Here is a 25269-nt window from a genome sequence, read left to right as displayed (position 1 = left end):
GCGCGCTCCGAGCGGAGGCCGCGCTCCCACGGGCCGGTTCATGTGCAAGACAGGCAGGAGAAACGGGATGGGACTGACCGCACGGATTCGTACCCGGGACGGATGGGCCGTGTCGCACGCGGTCGTCACGGTCACCGACATGACCGGGACGCAGGTGCTGCGGGCCGAGGCGGACGCCGAGGGCGCCGTACGGGACGCGGGCGAGCTGGCGCCCGGCGCGTACACCGTGATCGTCACCGCGGTCGGGTACGCGCCCGCCGCCTCCAGCGCGATCGTCACGGCGGGCGGCCGGGCCGAGATCAGCACCGTGGTCCTCGCCCGGCAGGGCGGCACCGAGCTGCCCCCGCCCGGCCCCTGGACCGTCGACCCCGCCCACTCCTCGGTGGGCGCCGTCGCCCAGCACCTGGGCATCTCCAGCGTGCACGGCCGGTTCACCGACTTCTCGGCCACCATCGAGATCGCCCCGGACGAGGTGGCCAAGTCCCGGGTCGAGGCCGTGATCCAGGCCGCCTCCATCGACACGGGCAACGGGATGCGCGACGGGCACCTGAGGTCCCCCGACTTCCTGGACGTCGAGACGTACCCGCTGATCACCTACCGTTCCACCGGTCTGACCCCGGCCGGCTCCGACCGCTGGACCGTCCACGGCGAGCTGACCCTGCACGGCGTCGTACGCCCCGTGGACCTGGACCTCGCCTACCTGGGCACCGGCGCGGACCCGTGGGGCGGCACCCGCGCCGCCTTCCGTGCGACGGCGGAGCTCCACCGTGAGGACTTCGCGATGAACTACAACCAGGTCGTACAGGCGGGCATCTCCGCGATCGGCACCACGCTGAAGGTGGAACTGGACGTCCAGGCGGTGCAGGGCGGATCGCTGCCGCAGATGTGAGACGACACCCCCCGCGGCGCCCCGTTCCGGTGCGCGGGCGAGCGCTTAGGCTGCCCTCATGGCACCGAACATCGCGACGAACACCTCCGTATCCCGCGACGAACTGCTGGACTTCGTCCGCCCGCGCCACCGCGCCGTCCTGCTCACCCGCCGGGCCGACGGCAGCCCCCAGGGCTCGCCGTTGACCTGCGGGGTCGACGACGCCGGCCGCATCGTCGTCTCGACCTACCCCGAGCGCGCCAAGACCCGCAACGCCAAGCGGGACGAGCGCGTCAGCCTGATCGTGCTGAGCGACGACTGGAACGGGCCGTGGGTCCAGATCGACGGTACCGCCGAGGTCATCGACTCACCGGACTCCGTCGAACCCCTCGTCGAGTACTACCGGAACATCGCGGGCGAGCACCCGGACTGGGACGAGTACCGCGAGGCGATGCGCAAGCAGGGGAAGTCGATCATCCGGATCACCCCCGAGAAGTGGGGCCCGGTCGCGACGGGCGGCTTCCCGGCCCGGCTGTCGTCCCAGGACTGAGGACACCGCCCCGCGGCCACCGGCACCGGGGCGAGCGGGACAGCCCTCAGGGCGTGTCCGCGCCGCGGGCCGTCATCGTCTCGATGCCCGCGATGAGCGTCTCCAGGGCGAACGTGAAGTCGCGTTCGCGCATCTCCTCGACCGTGTCGCCGCCGCGGGCCTCGATCAGGTCCGCGGCGCTCTCCAGGTCGACCGAGAACTGCGGCTGTGCACTGATCGTACTCATGGCCTGCCGGAAGTACTCCTCCTGGCTCATGCCGGCCGAGGCGCAGCGCTGCACGAAGTGGCCCTCGATGGTGCCGAAGCCGTACACGAACTGGAAGACCGCGGAGAGCGCGCCCATCTGCCCGTGGGGCGGCAGACCCGTGCTGCGGACCACCTTGCGGACGCAGAGCGAGAAGGCCAGATAGTGCGGGCCGATGTTCAGGAACGTGCCGATGAGCGGTGACACCCAGGGGTGGCGGACCAGCAGCGCGCGGTAGCCGACGGCGACGGAACGCAGCTGGTCGCGCCAGTCCTCGCCCGACTCGGCCTCGGGCAGCGCCAGTTCGCCGAAGACCGCGTCCAGGGCGAGTTCGAGCAGGTCGTCCTTGGTGTCCACGTACCAGTACACCGACATCGCCGTGACGTTCAGCTCGGCGGCCAGCCGGCGCATGGAGAACCCCGCCATCCCCTCGGCGTCCAGCAGCCGTACCGTGACCTCGGTGATCCGGTCCCGGTCGAGCCCGGAAGGCTGACCACCGCCGCGTGCCGCACCGCCCCGGGGGGCCTTGCCCTCCAGCCAGACACTGGTCCGCGCCGGACGCTCGGCCCGGTCGGCTGCCCTCACCATGGCGTACCTTCCTCGGAACGGGGGACTGCGGTCACTCGCGGCGGGCCGGGACGCTCCCGTCCGTCCTCCTCGATGCTAAGCGCGTGCTCCGCGGAAGCCGCCACCGCGGAGTCTGCCCCCTCCGCCCACCCGGGCAACTCCGCGACCGGCGTGGGCGGGCGCCATCGGCCGGTACCGCCGGCGAGGCGCCGCACGCGGGCGTGCGGTGGCCCGGAGCCCGATCGCTCCGGCGCCACCGCACACGGGGGTCGCGCAACCCTCCAGGGTCAGCCCGTCGGCTGCGTCAGGTCGTAGAAGGTGGCCGAACCGACCGTCACCTCCTTGAAGTTGGCGGTGACCCAGGAGCTGATCCGCGAGGAGGCCGAGGAGTTCGCGCCGTCGCCCATGCCGCCGCCCATGCCCCCGCCCGAGATGAAGTAGTGGATCTTCCCGTCGGTCACGTACTTCTTGAACTGGGCCAGGGTCGGCGACGGATCGGTGCCGTTGAAGCCGCCGATCGCCATCACCGGCTTGCCGGTCGCCAGTTGGTAGCTCGCCGAGTTCTGGGAGCCGACGGCCGCGGCCGCCCAGGTGTAGTCGCCGGCGTCCTTCGACAGCAGCGCCCTCGCCTCGGAGCTGACGTTCGCCCCGTTCAGCAGTCCGCCCGCGCCGCCGCCTCCCCGCGGGCCGCCCTCACCGGTCCCGCCGCCGGGCAGGGCGCCCCACGGATTCCCGCCCCGGGTACCGCCGCCCGCGCCGTTGCCCTGGGTGTTCCCGTTGCCCTGCTGGTTCTGGCCGGGGAACCCGCCGGTGCCGCCCGGGAGTCCGCCCGTGCCGCCGCCCTGCTGCCCGTTGCCGGCGCCGTTTCCGGGCTGCCGGTTCTGGCCGCCGCCGGGGAGGCCGCCCCGCATCCCGCCACGGCCTCCGCCGGGCCCGCCCATCGAGCTCGCCCCGGCCGGACCGGCCGTCACGATGGAGCCGGAGTGCCCGGTGTCCACCGTGGAGAGGGTGTACGCCGCCGGGCCCGCGACCGCCGCCGCGAAGCTCAGCCCCGCGGTCGCCAGTGCGAGGGTGCGGCCGAGACGGGTCACGAAGATCAGGCCGAGCGCGCCCGCCAGCCCGCCCACGAGGACCACCCACTTGAGCCAGGGCAGGTAGTCGGGGGTGCGGTGGAGGAGGACGTACCCCCAGGCGGCGGAGGCGGTGGCGGCGGAGGCCAGCGTGAGCGACGCCCACACCCTGCCCCGCTCCTCCCACAGCACCGTAGCGCCCATGCCGACCACGGCGGCGATGTAGGGGGCCAGCGCCACCGTGTAGTACTGATGGAAGATGCCGGCCATGTAGCTGAAGACGAGCATGGTCATCAGCAGTGAGCCGCCCCAGGCCAGGAACGAGGCCCGCGTCAGGTCGGTCCGCCGCGCCTTCCTGGTGAGGACGAGGCCCGCCACCAGCAGGATCAGGGCCGCCGGCAGCAGCCAGGAGATCTGGCCGCCGTTCTCGGAGTTGAACATCCGGTCCCAGCCGGTCTCGCCCCACTGCCCGGTGCCGCCTCCGCCGCCACCGCCGCCGACGCTGCCGGTCTCGTCGCCGCTGATCCGGCCGAGTCCGTTGTAGCCGAAGGTCAGCTCCAGGAAGGAGTTGTTCTGCGAGCCTCCGATGTAGGGGCGCGAGGACGCGGGCCACAGCTCGACGATCGCGACCCACCAGCCGCCGGCGACGAGCATCGCCCCCGCCGACAGACCGATCTGCGCGCACCGCCTGCGGAGACTCACCGGCGCGCAGACCGCGTACAGGACGGCCAGCGGCGGCAGGATCAGGAACGCCTGGAGCGTCTTGGCGAGGAACGCGAGTCCGACCGCGACCCCCGCCCACACCAGCCACTTCGTGCGGCCGTCCTCCAGGCCCCGGATCACGCAGTAGACCGTGACGGTCATCAGCAGCGCGAGCATCGCGTCCGGGTTGTCGAACCGGAACATCAGCGCGGCGACGGGGGTCAGCGCGCAGACCGCGCCCGCGATCAGCCCGGCCGCCGGGCTGAACCGGCGGCGCACGGCCGCGTACAGGACGCCGACCGTGGCGACGCCCATCAGCACCTCGGGGACGAGGATCGCCCAGGAGCTGAGGCCGAAGATCCGCACCGACAGGGCCATCGGCCACAGCGAGGCCGGGGGCTTGTCGACGGTGATGGCGTTGGCCGAGTCGAGCGAACCGAAGAAGAAGGCCTTCCAGCTCTGGCTGCCGGCCTGGACGGCCGCCGAGTAGAAGGAGTTGGCGTAGCCGGAGGCGCTCAGGCCGTACAGGTACAGCACCGTGGTGGCGAGCAGCAGCGCGAGGAACGCGGGGCGTGCCCAGCGCGGGTCCCCGGGCCTGCCCCGCCGGAGCCGGTGGAGGAAGGGCCGGACGGGTTCACCGCTCCCCGGTACGGCCGCGGGACCGGCCGGCTCCGGCGGGTGCGTGACGCCGGCCCGCTCCGGCGCGTGCGTGGGGGCGGGCGGCGCCCAGGCGGGGGCGGAGTCCCCGGCGGACCCGCCGTCCGCCGGTGCGGCGCCCCCGGCGCCGTTCCTGGTCCTGTCGGGCTGCGTCGTCATCGGGCGTTCCTCGGGTCGTGGTCGTGCGGGCGCACCGGCTGCGTCCGCGTGGTCGGGTCCCCCTGGTCGGGGTCCGCGGCGTCGGCGGGGAACCGCGCTCCGTCGTACGGAGCCGGGTCGCCGTCCCGGGCCGCGGGCGCCGCCTGCCGCACGGACAGCGGCCGCTGGTCCACCGGCCCCCGCCGCACGGGCAGCGGGTACGGCTGCGCCGGGCGCGCGGCGGGCCGGGCCGGCCGGTGCGGGTCGGCCGCCGGAGACCGCGGCCCGTCCTGCCGGTCCGGGAAGACCCAGGCGCGGAAGAGCAGGAACCGCAGCACGGTCGCGGCCAGGTTGGCGGCGATCAGCACCGCCAGTTCGGTGGAGTGCGCCGGGCTGCTCGTGGCCGCGTTCAGAGCGGCGAGCGATCCGCTGGTCAGCGCGAGCCCGATGCCGAAGACGACCAGGCCCTGCGCCTGGTGGCGGACCGCGCCGCCCCGGCCGCGGACCCCGAAGGTCAGCCGCCGGTTGGCCGCGGTGTTGCCGACCGCCGAGACCAGCAGCGCGAGCGCGTTGGCGGCCTGGGAGCCGGAGAAGGAGCGGAAGCCGCTGTAGAGCAGCAGGTAGAAGAGCGTGGACAGGGCGCCGACCGCGCAGAAGCCGACCAGCTGGCGGGCGAGGCCCTTGGGGACGCCGGTCAGGTCGCGGTCGCGCGGGTCGTCCCCGAAAGGGCGCGCGAGCCGGTCCAGGGGCAGCGATCCGGTGCCGAGGGCGCGCCCCACGCGCCAGACGCCCTTCAGGTCGTCGGTCGCCGTCCGCACGATGTGCACGGTCGAGTCCGGGTCGTCGACCCAGTCGACCGGCACCTCGTGGATGCGCAGCCCGGCCCGCTCGGCCAGCACCAGCATCTCGGTGTCGAAGAACCAGCCGGTGTCCTCGACCAGCGGCAGCAGCACCTGGGCGACGTCCCGGCGGATCGCCTTGAAGCCGCACTGGGCGTCGGAGAAGCGGGCCTGCAGCGAGCCGCGCAGGATCAGGTTGTAGCCGCGGCTGATGAACTCCCGTCTGGCGCCGCGCACCACACGCGAACTCCGGGTGAGCCGGGAGCCGATGGCGAGGTCGGAGTGGCCCGAGATCAGCGGGGCCACCAGCGGCAGCAGGGCGTTGAGGTCGGTGGACAGGTCGACGTCCATGTACGCGAGGACCGGGGCGTCCGAGGCCGACCACACGGTGCGCAGCGCGCGCCCGCGCCCCTTCTGTTCGAGCCGGCGGGACCGCACCTCCGGTATCCGTGACTCCAGCCGCGCGGCGACCCGGGGCGTGCTGTCCGTCGACGCGTTGTCCGCGACCGTGATGCGGAACGCGTACGGGAACGTGCGCCTGAGGTGTTCGTGGAGTCTCCCCACACAGCGCTGGAGGTCCTTCTCCTCGTTGTGGACGGGGATCACCACGTCCAGGACAGGCGTACCGGCGGACCCGGCCGGAAGGTGCTCCCGCGCCGGCAGGGCGCCGGGAGAAGAGTCGGTTCGCATGGGAGCGACTCTGGTCAGACGCCCTGTCGCACCGATGTGGTGGCGCTGTGCTGTGCCTGTGAGTGGTGTCGCGCCGCCGCGTCCCGTGTTTCCGGTGCCGCGTCCACGGCCGCGGCACCGGGCGGCGAGGGCAGGTGCAGGGTGAACACCGTCCTGCCCGGCACGCTGTCGACGGTGACGGCGCCCCCGTGCGCGGCGGCGACGGCCTGCACGATCGCGAGTCCCAGACCGGTCGAGCCGGAGGCGCGGGAGCGGGAGGAGTCGCCGCGCGCGAAGCGTTCGAAGACGCGGGGCAGCAGGCCGGGCGGGATGCCCGGCCCGTCGTCCTGGACGTCCACGCACAGCCAGGGCCCGTGCCGGTGCACGCGGGCGGTGACCGTCGTACCGGGCGGGGTGTGCGTCCTGGCGTTCGCGAACAGGTTGACCATGACCTGTTGCAGCCGGGCGGCGTCCGCGAGGACCGGCGCCGGCTCGTCCGGGAGCTCCAGGCGCCAGTCATGGTCCCGGCCGGCCGCCCGGGCGTCGCTCACCGCGTCGATGACGAGGGGGACGAGGTCGGTGTCCTCGTACTGGAGCGGACGCCCGGCGTCGAGGCGGGCGAGCAGCAGCAGGTCCTCCACCAGCCCGGTCATCCGGGCGGCCTCGGACTCGATCCGCCCGAGGGCGTGCCGGGTGTCGGGGCCGGTCTCCTCACGGCCGCGCCGGGTCAGCTCGGCGTACCCGCGGATCGACGCCAGGGGGGTGCGCAGCTCGTGGCTGGCGTCCGCGACGAACTGCCGTACCCGCGTCTCGCTCTGCTGGCGGGCGTGCAGCGCGCCGTGGACGTGGTCGAGCATCCGGTTGAGCGCGGCACCGACCTGGCCGACCTCGGTGCGCGGGTCGGCCTCGGACTCCCGGACGCGCTCGTAGAGGGTCACCTCACCGGTGTGCAGCGGCAGTTCGGAGACGCGCGTGGCGGTGGAGGCGACCCTGCGCAGCGGCCGCAGGGCCAGTCCGACCAGGACGCTCCCGGCGATGCCGGCCGCGACGAGACCGGCGCCGGTGACGCTGACCTCGACGAGGACCAGGGTGTTGACGGTGTTGGTGACGGTCCTGGTGGGGATGCCGACGTAGTAGGCGCCCCGGTACCCCTCGCGGTACTCGACGCGGTACTCGCCGAGGCCGGGGACGTCCACGCTGTGGGTGCCGGTCCTCGGCACGGACCCGAGCGCGGTCTTCTGGACGGCGCCGAGTTCCTTGATGCCCATGTCCGGGACGCCGCCGACACTGGTGGCGTTCTCCTCGGAGACGACCGCCCTGGTGATCACGCCGTTCGAGACGACGGCGCCGATGGTGTCCGCCTGGTTCGGCCCCCGGGTGAGGAAGTCGAAGACTCCGCCCGAGACCATGCCGGCGCCGCCGGACCGGGAGTTCGGCGGAATCCCGGTGTCCCCGCCGGCCTGGTCGCCGCCCGGTGCCAACGGGCCGCTGGCACGGCCCGCGACCTCGCCCAGCGTGTCGTCCAGCTGGTCGTACAGATGGGACCGCAGCGCGAGCGTCGTCACCGTCCCGATCACCGCGCACACCACCGCGATGAGCGTCATCGCATAGACGACGAGCCGGGTCCGCAGTGTGCGCGGCGGTCGCCCCCGCCCCTGCTTCCGCGGCCGTCGTCGTCCGCTCATGACACCGCGGGTTTGATCAGGTAACCGGCTCCGCGCCGGGTGTGGATCATCGGCTCGCGCCCCGCGTCTATCTTCCTGCGCAGATACGAGATGTAGAGCTCGACCACGTTGGCCTGGCCGCCGAAGTCGTAGGACCACACGCGGTCGAGGATCTGTGCCTTGCTGAGCACGCGCCGCGGGTTGCGCATGAGGAAGCGCAGCAGCTCGAACTCCGTGGCGGTGAGGTGGATGTTGTCCCCGGCCCGGAACACCTCGTGGCTGTCCTCGTCGAGGATCAGGTCCCCGACCACCAGCGTCGACTCGGAGCGCCGGTCGGCGGCGCCGGCGCGCCGGATCAGTCCGCGCAGCCGGGCCACGACCTCCTCCAGGCTGAACGGCTTGGTGACGTAGTCGTCCCCGCCGGCCGTCAGACCGGCGATACGGTCCTCGACGGCGTCCTTGGCGGTGAGGAAGAGGACGGGCACGTCCGGCAGTTCACGGCGCAGCCGCCCCAGGACCGCGAGTCCGTCCATGTCGGGGAGCATCATGTCCAGCACCACGGCGTCGGGACGGAACTCGCGTGCGCTCTGCACCGCGCCCTGTCCGTCACCCGCGCTGCGGATCTGCCACCCTTCGTACCGGAGGGCCATGGACAGCAGTTCGGTGATCGACAGCTCGTCGTCCACCACCAGGACTCGGACGGGGCTCCCGTCCGGCCGCAGCAGTTCGGTGCGCCCCTGGGGCGAGGTCGTGGTCATAGCGGACACCTTGCTGGGCCCCGCTGAGAACATTCTTTCGGCGACCTGTGATTCTTCTGAGAAACGCACAGGCGCCTCTCAGGGAAACCCCTGCGAGGGTCAGCCGGGGCCGTCCGCGGCCGGGGGCGCGATCCCGAAAAGGCGGGCGCCGTTGTCGTGGCAGACCGCCCGGAGCCAGTCGTCGCCGAGCCCGAGCCGTTCCAGGGCGTGCAGTTGATGGGCGTAGGGGTACGGGATGTTCGGGAAGTCGGTCCCGAGCAGGATCCGGTCACCGAGATCGGCGAGCCGGGCCGACGCCTCCCGCGGGAACGGCGCGAGCCGCTCGCTGAAGTCCGTGAACGCCATCGTCGTGTCGAACCGCACCTCCGCGTAGCGCTCCGCGAGACCGAGGAACTCCTCGTACTCGGGCATCCCCAGGTGCGCGACGACCAGCCGCAGCCCCGGATGCCGGGCGAGGACCCGGCCGGCCGGACCGGGCCCGGTGAACTTGCCGGGCGTGGGCCCGGACCCGCAGTGCATCACGACGGGGATCCCGGCCTCGGCGAGCAGGCCCCAACTGGAGTCGAGGAGCGGGTCGGCCGGGTCGTACGCGCCCACCTGGACGTGCGCCTTGAAGACGCGGGCGCCCTGCTCCACCGCCTCCCGTACGTACGTCCCGGCGTCCGGCTCCGGGAAGAGGGTGGCGGTGTGGAGGCAGTCGGGCGTGCGGCCGGCGAAGTCCACGGCCCACGAGTTGAGCCACCGCGCCATGCCGGGCTTGTGCGGATAGAGCATCGCGGTGAAGGCCCGTACGCCGAACCCGCGGATCACCGCGAGCCGTTCGTCCTCGTCCCCGCGGTAGGTGATGGGCCATTCGATGCCGCCGGTCAGCGGGCCGAGACCGTCGAAGTAGTCCCACACCTTGCGCAGGACCCGCTCGGGCATGAAGTGGGTGTGGACGTCGACGAGTCCCGGGAGCCCTAGCCGCTCCCAGAACCGCCGTACGTCCTCGGCGTCAGCCGTGTGCATGCGGGGACCTCCCGCCGCGCCGGTCGCCGACAGGGGTCAGGGGTTGATCGTTCATGGAGCCCACGATCGCCGTCAGTGTCACCGCCGGTCCACCCCCTTCCCGAAAGCGGACCCCGAGGAACCGGGCTCCCACCGCTCTCACGCACCGGCACACCACCGGACCGCCGGCCTCCGCGTCCTCAGAACAGCCCGTCCTGCACCGCGGAGTCCTCCGCCTCGCGGAACTCCCGTACGGGCACGGTGAATCCGCTCGCCCCCGCGATCAGGTCCCACCCGGTCATGAGCCGTGTGTCGAGCACGACCACCCCGTCCGCGGTCGCCAGATGCAGATCGGGTCCGGCGGCGGCGACCAGCTCCCCGCTCACCGCGCCGCCCGCGGTCAGCTCACTCACCGCGCCCACGGGCGGCGGGACCCCGTCCAGCCCGAACACCCCGACGTGGTCGACGGCCAGGAACGGCGCCCTCCGCAGGGAGTCGGGCCAGCCCGCGAGCTCCGTGGCGCGCGCGTGCAGCTCGCGGATCTCCGCCGGCCGCTCAGCCGCGTCCGGCAGCGCCGACCGCGCCCGTCGCTTGTCGGCGTACCGGATCCGGTCCGGCACCCCGAGCGCGGCCCGCAGCAGCTCCTCGGCCCGCCGCGCGGCCATCAGCGGCCCCTCTCCCAGCCAGCTGAAGCAGACGGCTCCCTGCTCCAGCAGCCGCGCCGGCCCGCGCGCCGACCCGGTGATCCCGACCTTCACCATGCCGGGTCCGAACCAGGCGAGGTACACGCGGTACGGGCGCGGGTCATCGGCCATCGTGTCGGCGGCCACCGAGTGCGCCCGGTCGAGCCGCGCGCACTCCTCGCAGCGGGCGCCCGTGCTCCGCCCGGGGACGGCCGCCCGCACGGGGCACGCGTTGCCCCGGGCGCCCACGCATGTCCGTCCGCCGTCGCCCGCCACGGCGAAGGCGACGCTCTTCCCCCGGGGCAGCGCGCTCACCCGGCCGCCGCCCCACACCAGCACGGGACCGTCGGCCGACCACCGCAGACCCGAACATCTCCACGTCTGTGCCATCCCTCACGAGCGTAGGCGCCGCCACCGACAACACGTCGGCCGCCCGGACCCGGGGCCGGGCGGCCGACGCCAGGCCCGGTGAGGGGCGGGGCCCACCGGCCACCGGCCACCGGCCACCGGCCACCGGCCACCGGCCACCGGCCACCGGCCACCGGCCACCGGCCACCGGCCACCGGCCACCGGCCACCGGCCACCGGCCACCGGCCACCGGCCACCGGCCACCGGCCACCGGCTACCGGCTACCGTACCGGCTACCGGCATCGTGGCCCCGGACCTCCTCGATGAGTTGGCGCAGCAGCGCGCGGGCGTCGGCGATCCGACCCTCGGGGAGGCCGGCGGCGAGCGTGCGGTGGGCCTCGTCGGCACGGGCCGTGATCCCGTCCAGCACCCGATGGCCGTCGGGGGTGAGGGCCAGGAGCGGCGAACCCCGGTGGTCGGGGTTGGGCCGGAAGGCGGCCAGGTCCTCACCGACGAGGTCGTTCGCGACGCGCTGGACCCCCTGCCGGGAGACGCCGAGGCGGCGGGCGGCCTGCGCGACGGTCAGCGGGCTCGCGGAGACCGCGCTCAGCAGTTGCCAGCGGGCCTGCGTCTGCCCCTCCGTCGCGGCGATCGCCTCACCCGACCTGCGCAGCACTCCGGCCGCCTCGAACACGTCCGCCACCAGCAACGCGATCTCGTCCGGCATGCCCCACCACTCCTTTTGATTGACAACATGTTGCCACTCTGTGAACCTACTGTCAGTATAGGAACAGGAAGCGGGGAACCGCCCGATCACCCTCCCGGAGACGACCATGAACGACGCGATCGACCGCCTGCGGGCCGCCCTTGACCGTGCGGCCGCCATCCGCCCCGCGATCGGCGGGTTCCCCTGGCTGGCGGAGGTCCTGCGGCAGGCCGGGGTCACCCACTGCCGGATGGCCGTGCCGTCGAACACGATGCTCTACCTCACCGACGCGGGTCCCGTCGCCGTCCAGGGCGAGCCCCTGATCACGGGCACGGTCGGCGTCGCGCCGTTCGACCGCCCGGCCCTCCTCGCCGCACTCCGCACGGACCAGGCGGGTGAGAGCACATTCCCCGAGTTCGTCCGGGGCTGCTGGAAGGCCGGTGTCGTCCGGTACGACGTCGATCTCGCCGCGCGGAGGTGCGTCTACCACGGAGCCGACGGCGACAGCTACACCGAGGCCTATCCGGCCGTCGCGCTCTGACGGGCCGTGGACCGGGACCCCGCGGCTCCGCCGGTCGCAGGGGCACCCGGTCCGCGGCGCGCTCCCGTCCCCGCCGCCCGCACGCCGAAGTCCCGGGCCGCAAGAGCCTGTCGAGGCGTGACGCGGAGCCGTGGCCACCGGGTAGAAGGTACTGCGCCCCACCACGAAGGAAGCCGCGGCGGGACACGTGGCGGCACGAGAAGCGGAGTTCGCGCGCGCACGACGCGGCGACAGAAGCCGCGGCGGGGCAAGTCCCGCCGGGAAAGCCGGAGTTCGCGCTCACGCGGCGCGGCGAGGGTGTTCCCGGCCCGTGCGGCGGGGGCACCGTCCATGCCGGTCGGCGCCCCCGTCACGTCGCGCTACTGGTGCTGGACCGTCTTGAGCGAGTCCAGGTGGGGGTCCGCGCCGGTCGGGCCGGTACGGGCGACCGTGGCGGGCTGCCCGCCGTTGGTGCGGGCCACGTAGGTGCTCTGCCGCGAGGCCGTCGGGACGACGCCGTCGTAGTACGGGTGGTACACGAACTGGCTGGCGCTCGCGCTGATCGCGGCGCCCGCGGTGTCCAGCGCGGTCTTGGCGACCGAACCGGTTCCGCCGAACGCGATCACCGCGTCCGTACTGGCCGACTCGCGCAGCAGGTAGCTCTTGACCTCGCTGGAGAGGCTGTCCTTGGCGGTCCACAGGACGGGGCCGAAGACGTTCATGGCCGCGCCCGCGGAGACCCCGCCGCGCCAGGAGTCGGTGTAGGCGAGCGCCGCCGTACCCGGCGCGCTCCACCAGAACTTGGCGACGGCGACCGAGGTGGCCTCGTTCGTCGAGGCTGTGATCGGGTAGTACGTGTATGTCGACGGCCAGGTGGAGAAGTGCGTGTGTGTCAGCGCGTACTTCGCCGAGGCGCCCACGGTGATGACCATGGTCTTCTTCGGGTTCAGGCCGTTCAGGTACGACTTCACCGACGAGGACAGCGAGTTGCCGTTGTTGAGCACGACGCTGCCCGCGCTGCCCGTGCCGTCGGCACCGGCCGCGGAGGCGGCCGCGAGCGCCGAGTGGTAGTCGGTGCCGGTGGCCAGGAAGACGTACTTCGGGCTGCTCGTCACCGACTTGGCGACGGCGACCGAGGTGGCGTAGCGGTCGGTACCGGACAGCCGCTTCGGGGTGAAACCGAGCGACGTGACCTGCGAGGAGACCGTGCTGGTGAGGATGGACGTGCCACCGACGAGGTAGACGTTCGAGCCCGGCTTCAGGGTGCGCTTCAGCTCGTTCTTCACCGCGGTGGTCAGGCCACTCCTGGTGGTGCCGAGAACCGGGCCCTGCTTCTTGCCGGCCAGGGCGGGCGCGGTGAGCGAGTAGGCCGAGTCGTCCCGGTTGATCAGGACGGCGGCCTTGGCGTCCATCAGGCCCGGGACCTTGGCGGCGCCGTAGGTGTTCCAGGTCCAGCGCGACGAGGCGATGTTGCTGCCGTAGACGTCGGCGCCCCAGACGCGGCCCGCGGAGTTCTTGCGCAGCGGCTGCCAGCTGGGATTGCCGCCCTTCGGCGTGCCGGGGACCGCGGTCGTCGCGCCGGTGGCCACGTCGACGTACTCCGTGGTGTGCACGTCGGTGCTGTCGCCGGAGGTGTGGACGTCGGCGATGATCCGGGTGCCGGTCGGCGACCAGGACGGATTCGCGTAGCCGCGGGCGTCGGTGGTGATCTGCTTGACGTCGGTGCCGTCGGCGTTCGCGGTGAAGATCCGGCTGAGCCCGCCGTCGACGTTGCGGACGAAGGCGAGCCTGGTGCCGTCCGGGGAGAACGCGGGCTGCGCGGCGTCGGTGAGGACGCGCTTGACCGTGTTCGCGGAGGAGTTGTAGACCCAGACGCCGTCGTTGTCGTAGCAGCCGTAGTCGACGCGGCGGGAGAAGGCCACCAGGCCCTTCGGGCTGACCGTCGGGTCCTCGTCGCAGACGGTGGACGGCTCCTGGGCGGCCGACAGCAGGGGCTCGGGGGCCCACGAGGCGTCGGAGGGACCGTAGACGAGCTGGCCGCCGGTGGAGTAGACGACGTACCTGCCGCCCCACCAGAAGGCGATGTCCTTCTGCTCGGCGCTGGAGCGCACACCCGTCGCCCAGGGCAGGCTGAAGCGAGAGCTGCCGTCGGGCCGCTCGCTGGCGAGCTGGCCCCATTCGGAGACGATCCGGCTGCCGTCCGGGGACCAGGCCGCGTAGCTCCCCATGTGAGTGCCCACCTGGGTGGCTTTTCCGGTGGCCGGATCGACCAGCGTCGGGCCGTCGGTGAGGATCTTGCCCTCGGTGCCCGGCCAGGGCCCGGCGTCGTCCGCGACGGCGCCCGGAGCGCTCGCCAGGGTGCCCACCGCGGCGAGCGCCGCCGCGGTGGCGAGCGCCGCGGCACGGCGGCGCGTGAACAGTCTCAAGTTGTCGACCCCCCATGGATCAATGACACAGGCCCCGCACAGGGGCTGGGCAACTGTAGATCCCACGGCGACGCATGGGAACAGAGTTTCGGGGCCCTCTCGTCTGCGCACACCCGGCAGTACGCGAACCTCACGGCGCGGCGGTACGACCAAGCGGCGGTACAACCAAAAGGAGGGGCCGGCGGTCTCACGTGGATCGGGCGCCCACCCGGCGCCCGCCCGCGGGCTGCCCGGTCAGCGACAGGTGTGGTCGTAACGGCTGCCCGTTCACCCTCTCTCCAGGAGCACCATGCGCTTCCAGCAGGTCTCGCTCGCGACGGCGATATCCGTCGTCGCGGGTCTGACCACCGCCACCGTCGGCCTCACCGGTCCCGCCGCTCGGGCGGACGGCGCCGACACGGCCGCGCTGCCGCTGTCGCACTACGCCCACATGGTGGTCGACGGCGCTCACCAGCACCTCTTCTTCAGCCAGGGCGCCGGCACCACCGGCATCGTGGTGACCGACCTGTCCGGCACCCCCGTCACCACCATCGACGGCGCGCAGGGCGCCGACGGCCTCGCGCTGTCCGCCGACGGCAGGACGCTGTACGCGGCCCTGACCGACGGGGACGCGATCGCCGCCGTCGACACGGCGACGCTCACCGAGACCGGCCGCTTCGGTACCGGCGCCGCCAGCGCTCCGGTCTCCGTCGCCCAGGCCGGCGGCAAGGTCTGGTACAGCTACACGGCCGACGACGGCAAGGGCACCGTCGGCTCGCTCGACCCCTCCGCCGCGGACCCCGCGCCGACGCCGCAGCCCGTCATGCCGCACTGGCCGGGCGCCCCCCTCCTCAGCACGGGCGGCGGGGTGCTCGCGGTGAGCGCGGCGCAGGACGCCCACTCGTCCATGACCCACATCGCCACCTACGACGTCTCCTCGGGGACCCCCTCCCTCAAGGTCGACATGGGCCTCGGCGGCGCCGCGACGGGCCCCGTCCAGGTCACCCCCGACGGCACGAAACTCCTCGTTCCGCAGTCGGCGGCCGTGTACGTGTACAGCACGGCCGACCTCAGCACCGCCAAGCCGTACGTGTACTACACCGGCGGCGTCAGCTCCTCCCCCGACTCCGTCGCCGTCGACTCCGACGGCACGATCGCCCTCGGCGCCACCGCGGGCCCGGGCGCGGGCGCCTATCTCTACGCGGCCGATCAGATCGCCGAGAACCACTTCGCCTTCCCGGCCCGCACCGTCGCCCCCGACGGCCTCACCTGGGGCACCGACGGCCGCACGCTCTACGCCGTCACCCGGGACAACGGGTCCTACGCCCTCGACGTCCTCGGCGACGCCAAGCTCACGGACACCACGCTCACTCTGAACTCCCCTTCGCCGTACGCGATCCCCGCCCAGCCGTTCACGGTGACCGGAACGGTGGGCGGCCACGGCTTCGTGCCGGCCGGCGCCACGCTGAAGGTCACCCGCGACGGCACCGGTCTGCCCGACGCCACGGTCGGCGCGGACGGCTCGTTCACCGTCACCGACACCCGCCAGGACGAAGGCGGGTACGCCTACGAGGTGTCCTACGCCGGCGACGCGACGCACCGGCCCGCGACCACCTCGCTGAAGGTCTGGGTCTCCAGGGTCGGAACCTCCGTCCCGTACCCGGAGTTCAGCTCGCTGGCGCCGCACAGGGTGGCCTTCACCGGCACGGTCATGACCGACCTGAGCCGCGGCCCCTTCACCCAGGGCGACACCGTCCAGGTGACCCGGACGAACGAGGACACCCACGAGTCGACCCGGCTCCCCGCGGCCCCGCTCGACCCGGCCACCGGCCGGTTCACGGTCGCCGACGACCCGGGCACGGCCGGATGGTTCACCTACCGCCTGTCGTTCGAGGGCGACATCACGCACCAGCCGGGCGCGAACGACGTGAGCACCACCGTCTCCCCCTACGCCCCGGCCCTGACGTTGAAGGCCCCTGGGACCGCCACGCGCGGCGCCGCGCTGAGCTTCGGCGCCGTGCTGGGCGACGGCCCGTACGACAGCGGCGAGACGGTCACCGTGACCCGCACGGACGCGGCGCACACCACGACGCCGGTGACGTGGACGGCCCCCGTGGCCGCCGACGGCACGATCACCGTCAAGGACACCCCGTCCACCGGCGGCGCCAACACCTACACGGTCGGCTACGCGGGCGACGCCGGTCACCGGGCGGCCACCGCCTCCGCGATCGTCCAGGTCTCACGCGCCACGACGAGCCTGTCCGTGGCCGCCGACGCCTCGACCTACGCGTACGGCGCGACGGCCACCGTCACCGCCCACCTCGGCACCATGTACAACGGCCGTACGGTCTCGCTCTGGGCCACGCCCGCCGGCGGCACGAAGACGCTGGTCAAGACGGGCACCGTGGACAGCAGGGGCAACCTGACGGCCACGTACAAGCTCGCCCACAACACGACGTTCACCGCGTCCTACACGGGCGACTACCGCTACGCCCCGGCCACGGCCACCCGCGCCGTGAGCGACCAGGTGAAGGTCGCGCAGGCCCTGAGCGGCTCCTACACGACCACCACCTACAGCGGCACCACCTACCGCGTCTACCACCACACGGTGCGGCCGACGGTGACCACGACCGTGTCGCCGGACAAGTCCGGCCAGTGCGTGCACTTCCAGGTCCAGCAGTACTACAGCGGTGCCTGGCACACGCTCAGCACCTCGGGCTGCTTCGCCCTCGGCTCCAAGAGCACCGTGACGGCACGGCTGAGCCTCTCCCAAGCGGTCAACCAGAAGTTCCGGGTGCGCTCGGAGTACGTCCACAGCGCGAAGGACACCACCAATGTGAGCACGTGGGGCGGCTGGCAGTACCTGACGGTCAGGACCTGAGCGTCCTGAACCGGCGTCGGTCCGGACACCGAGGAGCGACCGGTACTTCTGACCGCACTCATGCGGAAGGCCCCCCGGGATCATCCCGGGGGGCCTTCGACCTGTGTGCACTCGGCAGGATTCGAACCTGCAACCTTCTGATCCGTAGGCGTGTGAACCGCCATCACGAACCGCTCGCCTGCTGGGATCCGTTGGCTCGTCCACCGATCACGGGCGTGCCACGGTGCGCGGTTGTACGCCTCTGTTGATGTCAGCTATTGATGTCACGCGGCACGCCCCGTTCGGGGGCGGCTGCTGGGTTGCGGTACTTCAGCCTGCCTCTGGACTCGGCTCCGTATGCGAGCAGGCTTCCTCTCCTCGGATGGACGAAGTGTTGAAACGGGCCTCGCGCGTGGGTCGCCGCTGCGGCGAGGGATGTGCCGGGGCCCGTTTCTGATGTTCGTCGATCAGGTCGGAGGCGTGTGCGGGCTCAGAAGCAGCCGGGTCCGGTGGAGGGGTTGAAGCAGGCGTTGGTGCCGGTGCCGCCGTCGTTGGTGTTGGTGCCGGGGCCGCCGAAGAGCGCGTCGTTGCCGGGACCACCGAAGAGGGCGTCGTTGCCGTTCCCGCCGTTCAGGGTGTCGGTGCCGTTGCCGCCCTCGATGCGGTCGTTGCCGTCGCCGCCGGTGAGGGAGTCGTTGCCGTCGCCGCCGCAGATGATGTCGTTGCCACCGCGGCCGTCGACCACGTCGTTGCCGCCGAGGCCGAAGATCACATCGTCGCCGGGAGTGCCGATCAGGACGTTGTTGCCGTTGGTGCCGGTGATGGTGGGCGTGGCGGTCGCGCAGGTGGGGGGGACCGGCTCGTAGGTGATGGTCACCTGGGCCGGCCCCGCGGCGGGAACGGAGGTACCACCCGTGGGGACACGGTTCGACGCACCACCGCCACCACCGGGACCGAAAGCTGGAGGAAAAGAAAGACGGTTGCAGCCTCCGCCGCCGCCTCCGCCGAACCAGCCGCCCCCGCCTCCGCCCGCCCCGAAGCCGCCTCCGCCGTTGCCGCCCGCACCGCCCGTGCCCGGAGTGCCGGATGTACCACCGGAACCGGGGCATACGGCTCCGCCTGCGCCGCCGGCTGTCTGGGTTCCGCCGCCTCCGCCCTGGCCGCTGTTCGTTCTGCTGCCGCCGGCACCCCCGGTGATTCCGGCGTCTCCGCCGGTGGCCTCCGGGTTGAGGTAAGTGGGGGGGAAGCCGCTTCCTCCGCCGCCTCCGCCGCCCGCGACGATGAGGCGGGGGTCAGTGCCGGGGACGCCGGTCAGGGTGCAGCCGGGGCCGGCCGAGCTGCAGGTGCGGACATCGCTGGAACCGCCGCCGGCACCGCCCGTAGACCCCCCTCCGCCGCCGGCGCCCCCGCCCGTGCCGACGTTGACATAGAGGATGGTGGTGCTCGGCGGCACGGTGACGGTGCCGGTGACGGTGGCGCCGTTGCCGCCTGCGCCGCCGCCGGGGCCGTTCTGGCCCGCGGCGCCGGTGGCGGTGACGGTCAGTTGGGTGACGCCGGCCGGGACGGTGAAGGGCTGGTCGGCGCCCGCGTTGAAGGTGACCGTCACCGGCGCCGCCGCGGCGGGCGTGGCCGTGGGCACCACCAGGGCCGCCGGCAGCGCCACCGTGGCGAACAGGACGGCAGCACGCCTGGCCGGGCGCCGCCGCTCACCAGCGGCTCCCGCGCCACGTCGAGGGAACATGGCATGTTGCAGGGTCGGTCTCACGATGGGGACTCCTCGACAAAGAGCGCGGCACTCAGCACGTGCCACGGCCGTCGGTTGATGTTGAGGCCCCTGCCGGGACCGCCCGACGATCAAGCCACAGCCACCCTGCGCGGCCGTACAGACACACCGTCATACCGCCCGCGATCAACCGACCAGACGCTGCCGGTCCCCTCTTGTCGCCTGCTACGACCTTGCGCTGCCGGGATGCCGAAATGTCATCCGCAGACGTCAAAGGCCCCGCCGGGCGAACCGGCGGGGCCTTCGATCTGTGTGCACTCGGCAGGATTCGAACCTGCAACCTTCTGATCCGTAGTCAGATGCTCTATCCGTTAAGCTACGAGTGCTTGTTCTGCTGTTGTACCGCTGTCCCGCTCCCGGGCTTTCGGCCCGCTTGCGGCGACAGGAAGAACATTACATGACTGCCGCCGCCATGTGAAATCCATTAGCCCCACCCCTTGTGAGCTGGGAAAACGTGATTCCGTGCGGGCGTAACGCCGAAGCCCCGGTCCAGTGGGACCGGGGCTTCGGATCTTGCTGCGGAGGCGGAGGGATTTGAACCCTCGATGGGCTTTAAGGCCCAAACCGCATTAGCAGTGCGGCGCCATAGACCGGACTAGGCGACGCCTCCAGCACTACCGCCCGCGCGAGCGCGAGTGGTGCGTTGCAGATGATGACACAGCCGGGTGGGCTGTCACCAATCGGCTCCTACGGTACTAGGCAGGCGGGCCGCAGAGCAAAGTCCCCCGGGCCGTCGGGGCGTCGCGCAACCGGGCGGAGCGCCGGGCGTTAGTCAGGTCATGTCGCGTCGTTCCGTCACCCGGTCCTCTTCTCTCCTCCCCCGCTCGCCTCTCGCGTCCCGGCTCGCGCTCGCGGCCGTGTCCGTCTCCACCGCGCTGTCCGCCGTGCCCGCCGCCGCGCACGCGGACGCCGCGCCGGGAGCGGGCCGGCACCCCGGGGCCGTGCGCCCGCAGACACCCCGCACGGGTCCGGCGGCCGCGGTCCTGGCACCCCCGCCGGTCCGCGCGGAGGACTCCGGGGACCGGCTGACCGTCACCGTCCGCCATCTCGGAGGCACCGCCGACGGCACGTACGAGCTGCGCTGTCATCCGGCCGGTGGCAGCCACCCCACCCCTGAACAGGCGTGCGAGGCGCTCGACCGGCGGACCACCTGGGGGAAGGACCCGTTCGCCCCCGTCGCGCCCGGATCGCTCTGCACGATGCTCTACGGCGGTCCCGCCACCGCCCATGTGACCGGGACCTGGGCGGGCCGCCCCGTCGACGCGCGGTTCGACCGCGCCGACGGATGCGAGATCGCCCGCTGGGACGCCCTGGTACCGCTGCTGCCGGACACCGGCGCGTAGTGACCCCGTCGGACACGGCGGACACGGCGGACACGGCGGGCGGAAGCGACGGCCCCCGGCGACCGTCGGTGGACGGAGGTCTCGGACCGCCGGCCGGCCATCGGGGGGATCCACTCCCCCCTGGCGACCGCCGGTGGGCCGAAGCACCGGAGCCCCGGCGGGAAGAGGCACCGGACCCCTGGCGACCCCCGGCGGGAAGAGGCACCGCACCCCTGGCGACCCCCGGCGGGAAGAGGCACCGGACCCCTGGCGACCCCCGGCGGGCGGTGGCGGGCCTGGACGTCCGGCGGGGCGCGTAGCAGGATCGGGGTCCGGGGAGGGCGAAACGTGCGGTCACAGGTTCTTCGTCTCATCCGCGTCGGTTCTGCGTGCGACCTCCCTCTCATCCGGCACCGCGAGCGGAACCTCTGCCCGTAGACTCCCTCGCGTGACACGCTGCGGGCAGGTTGGCAAGATGGCCCTCGCGGTCGGCAAGGTGCGGTAACAGGGAGGAAGCGTCTCGTGAGCAGCAGGCCATCCCGAGGCGCTGCTCGCCTCGCAGCCATACTGGACGCGCTGCCCGACGCGTTGGTGCTGGTCAACACCAACGGAACCGTGGTCAACGCCAACACCATCGCCCTGGAGGCCTTCGAGGCCCCGGGCACCGCGCTGGTGGGGCGGGGCCTGCTCGACCTGCTTCCGCAGTTCGACTCGCGGCTGATCCCCGGGTCCATGCGCAGGCCCGACACCATCGACGAGCGCGGGCGGACCAAGCCGACCCGGATGGTCGCGCGGCGGACCGACGGGAGCGAGTTCCCCGTCGAGGTCACCAGCGCGAACCTGGAGGACGGCCGGCAGGCCTACGACAGCCACGGCTACACCGCCGACGAACTCCTCATGCTCGTCGTACGCGATCTGTCGGGCACCGTCGACACCGAGGCCGAACTCGCCCGTTCACAGCGGCAGACCGAGATGATCCTGCGGGCCGCCGCCGAGGGCGTCGTCGGCACGGACACCGAGGGCCGGGTCGTCCTCGTCAATCCGGCGGCCGCCCAGATACTCGGCTACCGGGCCAGCGACCTCGGCGGGCAGGACCTGCACTCCCTCATCCTGCACTCCCGCGCCGACGGCGAGACCTTCGCGTACGAGGAGTCCCCGCTCGCGGACACCCTGCGCTCCGGGCGCAAGCACCGGGTGCGCGGGCAGGTGCTGTGGTCCAAGTCCGGTGACAAGGTCCCGGTCGACCTCACCACCGCCCCGGTCCGCGACGGCGACCAGCTCGTCGGCGCCGTGATGACCTTCACCGACCGCCGCCCGTACGACACCCTCGTCGAGGAGAAGGACACCGAGGCCACCCGGCACGCCGAGGAACTCGTACGGATCGGCGAGGAGCACGCCGGAGAACTCGACGCGCTGCGCGAGCGGCACGCGGCCGAGCTGGCCGAGGTGCGCGAGCGGCACGAGGAGGAACTCGCCGCGGGCGACGAGCGCTACGCGGCGCTCGGTGAGCGCGAGAAGGACCGCTACGAGGCGCTGGCCGCCCGGCACGACCAGCTGCTCGCCGTGCTCGGGCAGTCCCTGCGCGGGCCGCTCGACCAGCTGCGCGGCGAGCTGTCGAAGCTCGCCGCCGACGACGCCGGTCAGCTGTGGCCGGAGGCCAACCAGGTCCTGCACCACCTCGCGGCCGGTTACTCACGGATCACGACGCTGGTCGACAACGTGCTCGGCTACCAGCGGCTCGACGCCGGAGCCGAACAGATCGTCCGGACCAACGTCATGCTCGACGCGGTCGTCGCGGCCGGGGTCGACGGCGCCGTCGAACTGATCGGGCCCGGGCGCGTGCAGTTCGCCGTGCACGCGCCGCCCATCGAGGCCGAGGTCGACGCCGGGCTGCTGGCGCGGGCCCTCGCGCACCTCGTCGCGGACGTCGCGGGCGTCGACGCGACCGGCAACACGCCCGTCTCCGCGGGCGGCTACATGGACAACACCGTCGTGGTCGCGGCGGCACAGCGCGGCGAGGTCGTACGGATCGAGGTGCGCGGGCCGTACGCCGGGGGAGACCCGGTGCACGAGCCGATCGTGCGCGGGATCGTGCGCGCGCACGGAGGCGTGCTGCAGACGCACGAGGTGCCCGGCATGAGCGGCAGCGCGTTCGTGCTCGAGGTGCCGATCGGAACCGGCGCCGGGGCGGTCGTCCCGCCCGTCGCCGCCTTGCCGCAGATCGAGGCCCCGCTCGCCACCGGCGCCGAGGTCGCGCTGCCCGAGCAGGCCTCGCACCAGGGAGGCGGCAGGCGGCGGGCCCGGCGGTCCTCCGTCGACGCCTTCCTGGAGAGCGAGGTCGCCGGCGGGGAGCAGACGCCGCCCGACAACGGCGCGGTCGCCCCCACCGGACGGCGCCGTCGGCGCGCGGCCGGTGAACAGGAGGCCGTGGAGGTGTCCGTGCCCGCGCAGGGCTCCGGCGCCGAGGTCTCCGGAGACGACGGCACCGGCCGCCGGCGCGGGCGGCCGAGCGGAGCCGAAGGCGCGGGTGACGGCGGGAACGAGGCCGTCTCCGAAGGCGCGGTCGTCATGGCGGGCGAGCACGGCGCGGGCACCGCGGCCGTGGGGACGGGACTGGGCGGGACGGTGCCTCCGCAGGGAGTGCCCCTGCCGTCCGGGCCCACCGGACCGTCGGGATCCACCGGGCCGTCCGGGACCACCGGGCCGTCCGGACGGCGTGCCCGGCGGGACGGCGAACAGCACGCCCTGCCGCCCGCCCTGCCCGTGGCCGCCGGCGCCCCGGGCGCCCCCGGCGCCCAGATCGCGGTGAGTGCGTCCGGTACGCCGGGCAACCAGGTCCAGCACGGGGCCGGTTCGCCCGCCGAGGGTTCCGGTACGCCGGCCGGCGGGCGGCGCCGCCGCGCGCTCGCCGCGGCGGCCGAACGCGCCGCGGCCGCCCAGGACACCGGTGCCCGTCCCGTGTTCGCGCTGCCGCCCGCGGACGCGGACCGCTCGCCCGAGTACATCCGCGCCCAGCAGGCGCAGCAGGCCCAACTCGCCCAGCAGCGGCTCCTGGAGCAGGGGGGCGAGGCCGGGCCAGGCCAGGGCGACGCGAACCGTCACGGGGTGGGGTCCGCCGACTCGGCCGACGAGCACACCCCGCCCCAGCCGCACCCGGTCTCCGCGCCGTCGGGCCGGCGCCGCGCACAGCAGCCGTCGGCCCCGGCCCAGCCGGGCACGGTGCCGCCCGGCGCGATCCCGGCGCCCCAGGTCCGGTCGGCGCCCGTCCGGCACGGTGCCGTCCCGCCGGGTGCCGTCCCGTCCGGTCCGGCGGGAGCCGCCGCGCAGGGCGTCCCGGCACAGTCGCCCCCGATGCCGGGGCTTCCCGGACAGGCCGTTCCCGGACAGGCCCGGCCCGCCGCGGGCGTCACGCCCGTCTCCCCCCAGGCCTGGCCCGCCCCGAGCACCGAGGACACCTCCGGCGCCGGGACTCCCGGCGCCCCCGCACCCGTACAGCCGGAAGCGGCAGCGGCCGCCCCCCGGCAGCAGCCCCGGCAGCAGCCCCGGCCCGAGAGCCCTGCCCCGGCCCAGGCCCAGGGCACCCCCCTGCCTCCCGAACTGCCCGCGCAGGCCCAGCCGCAGCTGCGACCGCAGGCGCAGGCACGGGTCGCGCAGCCGCTGCCCGCCGAAGCCGCCGCGCCCGTCGACCCCAACTCGACGCAGGGCCGCGCGATCAGCGTGCGGACGCTCGGGCAGGGCGTCCCGTTCGCCCGCCCGGCCGGTGCGGGCGGATCACAGACGGCGCAGGCGCAGTCCGCCACGCCTCCCCCGCACGCGACGAACGGCTCCGGCCGCCGCCGCAAGCTCGGCACGCCCCCGGAACCCGTCGTCGAGCGCCCGGAGACCGGAGCCCGCGCCCACCCGACGGCCGGCCAGACCCCCGGGGCCCGGCTGCCCGGCGCCACCGACGGCGCCGGACGGTCGTACGCCATAGGAGCCCCGGACGAGAACGCCGACGAGGGCCCCGAGCCGCTGGACGGTCCCGGCGGCGCGGTCGAGGTCGCCGACCAGCCGCATCCGCGGCCCGTGGACGACGAGTTGCCGCCCGAGCCGCTGGACAACCCGCGCCGGCTGCTCGTGTGGCCTGCTCCGGACGTGACGACCCAGCAGGCGCTGAGCGACCGCGGCTACCGGCCGGTCATCGTGCACTCGCGCGAGGAGGTCGACGCGCAGATCGCCGCGTTCCCGGCCGCGCTCTTCGTCGACCCGCTGACCGGCCCGATCACCCGCACCGCGCTCCAGTCGTTGCGCCAGGCCGCCGTCGCCGCCGAGGTCCCGGTGCTGGTGACGGCGGGGCTCGGACAGGCGACGCGCGAGGCCGCGTACGGCGCCGATCCCGCCGTGCTCCTGAAGGCGCTGGCGCCCCGGGACTCCGAGCAGCATCCGCCGCGGGTGCTGCTCATCGAGGAGCACGCGGAGATCGCGCTGGCGCTGACCTCGACCCTGGAGCGGCGCGGCATGCAGGTCGCGCGGGCGTCCACGGACGAGGACGCGGTGACGCTGGCCTCGCAGCTGCGGCCGAACCTGGTCGTGATGGATCTGATGCAGGTACGGCGCCGACGGGCCGGGATCGTCGACTGGCTGCGGGCGAACGGGCAGTTGAACCGCACGCCGCTCGTCGTCTACACCGCCGCCGTCGACCCGTCCGAACTGCCGCGGCTCGCCGCGGGGGAGACGGTGCTGTTCCTCGCGGAACGCTCGACGAGCGCCGAGGTGCAGGACCGGATCGTCGACCTGCTGGCACGGATCGGCACCAACTGACCCGACGCGCCGGGCCTCCGGCGCCCTCGGGCCCGCACGACGGCGATCCGGGTCCCGCCCGGTCGACGGCGTCGTCCGGGAGCGCGGTCGGCCGCGTCCGTACGGGCCGGGCTCCGGCTCCGGCTCCGG

General features: G+C 73.6%; 16 protein-coding genes and 2 tRNA genes. 6 read left to right on the top strand and 12 right to left on the bottom strand.

Features of this window, described 5'->3' with window-relative positions:
• Window positions 1–67: 67 nt before the first annotated feature.
• Together OG776_RS22125 and OG776_RS22120 are read left to right on the top strand one after the other, a co-directional pair.
• Window positions 68–889, top strand: a complete 822-nt coding sequence (locus tag OG776_RS22125; RefSeq protein ID WP_148009191.1) for a YceI family protein — start codon at window positions 68–70, stop codon at window positions 887–889.
• Window positions 890–947: 58 nt separating this feature from the next.
• Window positions 948–1418, top strand: a complete 471-nt coding sequence (locus tag OG776_RS22120) for a PPOX class F420-dependent oxidoreductase (protein ID WP_148009192.1) — start codon at window positions 948–950, stop codon at window positions 1416–1418.
• 46 nt (window positions 1419–1464) lie between these two features.
• Here the strand turns inward: OG776_RS22120 and OG776_RS22115 are convergent, their stop codons facing one another.
• The 8 genes from OG776_RS22115 to OG776_RS22080 form a co-directional block, all read right to left on the bottom strand.
• Complete coding sequence (locus tag OG776_RS22115; protein ID WP_148009193.1) at window positions 1465–2250, bottom strand: TetR/AcrR family transcriptional regulator; 786 nt, start codon at window positions 2248–2250, stop codon at window positions 1465–1467.
• Between the two features lie 266 nt (window positions 2251–2516).
• On the bottom strand, window positions 2517–4817 hold the full coding sequence (locus OG776_RS22110; protein ID WP_148009194.1) for an ArnT family glycosyltransferase: 2301 nt from the start codon (window positions 4815–4817) through the stop codon (window positions 2517–2519).
• Window positions 4814–6325, bottom strand: a complete 1512-nt coding sequence (locus tag OG776_RS22105; RefSeq protein ID WP_148009195.1) for a bifunctional glycosyltransferase family 2/GtrA family protein — start codon at window positions 6323–6325, stop codon at window positions 4814–4816. Before OG776_RS22105 ends, OG776_RS22110 begins: the two co-directional genes overlap by 4 nt.
• Before the next feature lie 14 nt (window positions 6326–6339).
• The gene (locus OG776_RS22100; protein ID WP_148009196.1) at window positions 6340–7989 is read right to left on the bottom strand and encodes a sensor histidine kinase; all 1650 of its coding nucleotides are present in this window, start codon (window positions 7987–7989) and stop codon (window positions 6340–6342) included.
• Window positions 7986–8726 (bottom strand): response regulator transcription factor, encoded by a 741-nt coding sequence (locus OG776_RS22095; protein ID WP_187285610.1) that lies wholly within the window; start codon window positions 8724–8726, stop codon window positions 7986–7988. The genes OG776_RS22100 and OG776_RS22095 overlap by 4 nt, the downstream gene beginning before the upstream one ends.
• 99 nt (window positions 8727–8825) lie before the next feature.
• Entirely contained in the window at window positions 8826–9734 is a 909-nt protein-coding gene (locus OG776_RS22090; RefSeq protein WP_148009198.1) for an amidohydrolase family protein, read from the bottom strand.
• Window positions 9735–9913: 179 nt separating this feature from the next.
• Complete coding sequence (locus OG776_RS22085; protein WP_329322367.1) at window positions 9914–10786, bottom strand: DUF2797 domain-containing protein; 873 nt, start codon at window positions 10784–10786, stop codon at window positions 9914–9916.
• 232 nt (window positions 10787–11018) lie between these two features.
• The gene (locus tag OG776_RS22080) at window positions 11019–11471 is read right to left on the bottom strand and encodes a MarR family winged helix-turn-helix transcriptional regulator (protein WP_148009200.1); all 453 of its coding nucleotides are present in this window, start codon (window positions 11469–11471) and stop codon (window positions 11019–11021) included.
• Window positions 11472–11577: 106 nt separating this feature from the next.
• Here OG776_RS22080 and OG776_RS22075 point away from each other — a divergent pair, with 106 nt between their 5' ends.
• Window positions 11578–11991: a DUF1398 family protein gene (locus OG776_RS22075; protein ID WP_329322363.1), complete on the top strand. Its 414-nt coding sequence runs from the start codon at window positions 11578–11580 to the stop codon at window positions 11989–11991.
• 359 nt (window positions 11992–12350) lie between these two features.
• Here the strand turns inward: OG776_RS22075 and OG776_RS22070 are convergent, their stop codons facing one another.
• Window positions 12351–14396, bottom strand: coding sequence for a cell wall-binding repeat-containing protein (locus OG776_RS22070; RefSeq protein WP_261994523.1), 2046 nt, complete (start codon window positions 14394–14396; stop codon window positions 12351–12353).
• Window positions 14397–14685: 289 nt separating this feature from the next.
• On the opposite strand from OG776_RS22070, the gene OG776_RS22065 reads away from it, so the two are divergent.
• Window positions 14686–17256 carry a hypothetical protein gene (locus tag OG776_RS22065; RefSeq protein ID WP_148009202.1) on the top strand — a complete coding sequence of 857 codons (2571 nt, stop codon included), beginning with the start codon at window positions 14686–14688 and terminating at the stop codon, window positions 17254–17256.
• Between the two features lie 469 nt (window positions 17257–17725).
• Here OG776_RS22065 and OG776_RS22060 read toward each other — a convergent pair whose 3' ends face one another.
• The 3 genes from OG776_RS22060 to OG776_RS22050 form a co-directional block, all read right to left on the bottom strand.
• Window positions 17726–18976 carry a calcium-binding protein gene (locus OG776_RS22060; protein WP_187285611.1) on the bottom strand — a complete coding sequence of 417 codons (1251 nt, stop codon included), beginning with the start codon at window positions 18974–18976 and terminating at the stop codon, window positions 17726–17728.
• Between the two features lie 295 nt (window positions 18977–19271).
• A tRNA-Arg gene (locus OG776_RS22055) sits at window positions 19272–19344 on the bottom strand.
• A gap of 193 nt (window positions 19345–19537) precedes the next feature.
• A tRNA-Ser gene (locus tag OG776_RS22050) sits at window positions 19538–19628 on the bottom strand.
• 169 nt (window positions 19629–19797) lie between these two features.
• On the opposite strand from OG776_RS22050, the gene OG776_RS22045 reads away from it, so the two are divergent.
• Both OG776_RS22045 and OG776_RS22040 read left to right on the top strand, forming a co-directional pair.
• Entirely contained in the window at window positions 19798–20361 is a 564-nt protein-coding gene (locus tag OG776_RS22045; RefSeq protein WP_148009205.1) for an SSI family serine proteinase inhibitor, read from the top strand.
• Window positions 20362–20862: 501 nt separating this feature from the next.
• Window positions 20863–25140: a hybrid sensor histidine kinase/response regulator gene (locus OG776_RS22040; RefSeq protein WP_329322358.1), complete on the top strand. Its 4278-nt coding sequence runs from the start codon at window positions 20863–20865 to the stop codon at window positions 25138–25140.
• Window positions 25141–25269 lie beyond the last annotated feature (129 nt).

The organism is Streptomyces sp. NBC_01689, from assembly GCF_036250675.1.
Lineage (GTDB): Bacteria > Actinomycetota > Actinomycetes > Streptomycetales > Streptomycetaceae > Streptomyces.
Note: the sequence above shows the minus strand (reverse complement) of the source record. Positions and strands in the feature narration are given on the sequence as shown.

Excerpts from the sequence above, each read along its gene's own strand:
- OG776_RS22125 (WP_148009191.1), top strand. The coding sequence starts at position 68 with ATGGGACTGACCGCACGGATTCGTACCCGGGACGGATGGGCCGTGTCG.
- OG776_RS22120 (WP_148009192.1), top strand. The coding sequence starts at position 948 with ATGGCACCGAACATCGCGACGAACACCTCCGTATCCCGCGACGAACTG.
- OG776_RS22115 (WP_148009193.1), bottom strand. The coding sequence starts at position 2,250 with ATGGTGAGGGCAGCCGACCGGGCCGAGCGTCCGGCGCGGACCAGTGTC.
- OG776_RS22110 (WP_148009194.1), bottom strand. The coding sequence starts at position 4,817 with ATGACGACGCAGCCCGACAGGACCAGGAACGGCGCCGGGGGCGCCGCA.
- OG776_RS22105 (WP_148009195.1), bottom strand. The coding sequence starts at position 6,325 with ATGCGAACCGACTCTTCTCCCGGCGCCCTGCCGGCGCGGGAGCACCTT.
- OG776_RS22100 (WP_148009196.1), bottom strand. The coding sequence starts at position 7,989 with ATGAGCGGACGACGACGGCCGCGGAAGCAGGGGCGGGGGCGACCGCCG.
- OG776_RS22095 (WP_187285610.1), bottom strand. The coding sequence starts at position 8,726 with ATGACCACGACCTCGCCCCAGGGGCGCACCGAACTGCTGCGGCCGGAC.
- OG776_RS22090 (WP_148009198.1), bottom strand. The coding sequence starts at position 9,734 with ATGCACACGGCTGACGCCGAGGACGTACGGCGGTTCTGGGAGCGGCTA.
- OG776_RS22085 (WP_329322367.1), bottom strand. The coding sequence starts at position 10,786 with ATGGCACAGACGTGGAGATGTTCGGGTCTGCGGTGGTCGGCCGACGGT.
- OG776_RS22080 (WP_148009200.1), bottom strand. The coding sequence starts at position 11,471 with ATGCCGGACGAGATCGCGTTGCTGGTGGCGGACGTGTTCGAGGCGGCC.
- OG776_RS22075 (WP_329322363.1), top strand. The coding sequence starts at position 11,578 with ATGAACGACGCGATCGACCGCCTGCGGGCCGCCCTTGACCGTGCGGCC.
- OG776_RS22065 (WP_148009202.1), top strand. The coding sequence starts at position 14,686 with ATGCGCTTCCAGCAGGTCTCGCTCGCGACGGCGATATCCGTCGTCGCG.
- OG776_RS22060 (WP_187285611.1), bottom strand. The coding sequence starts at position 18,976 with ATGTTCCCTCGACGTGGCGCGGGAGCCGCTGGTGAGCGGCGGCGCCCG.
- OG776_RS22045 (WP_148009205.1), top strand. The coding sequence starts at position 19,798 with ATGTCGCGTCGTTCCGTCACCCGGTCCTCTTCTCTCCTCCCCCGCTCG.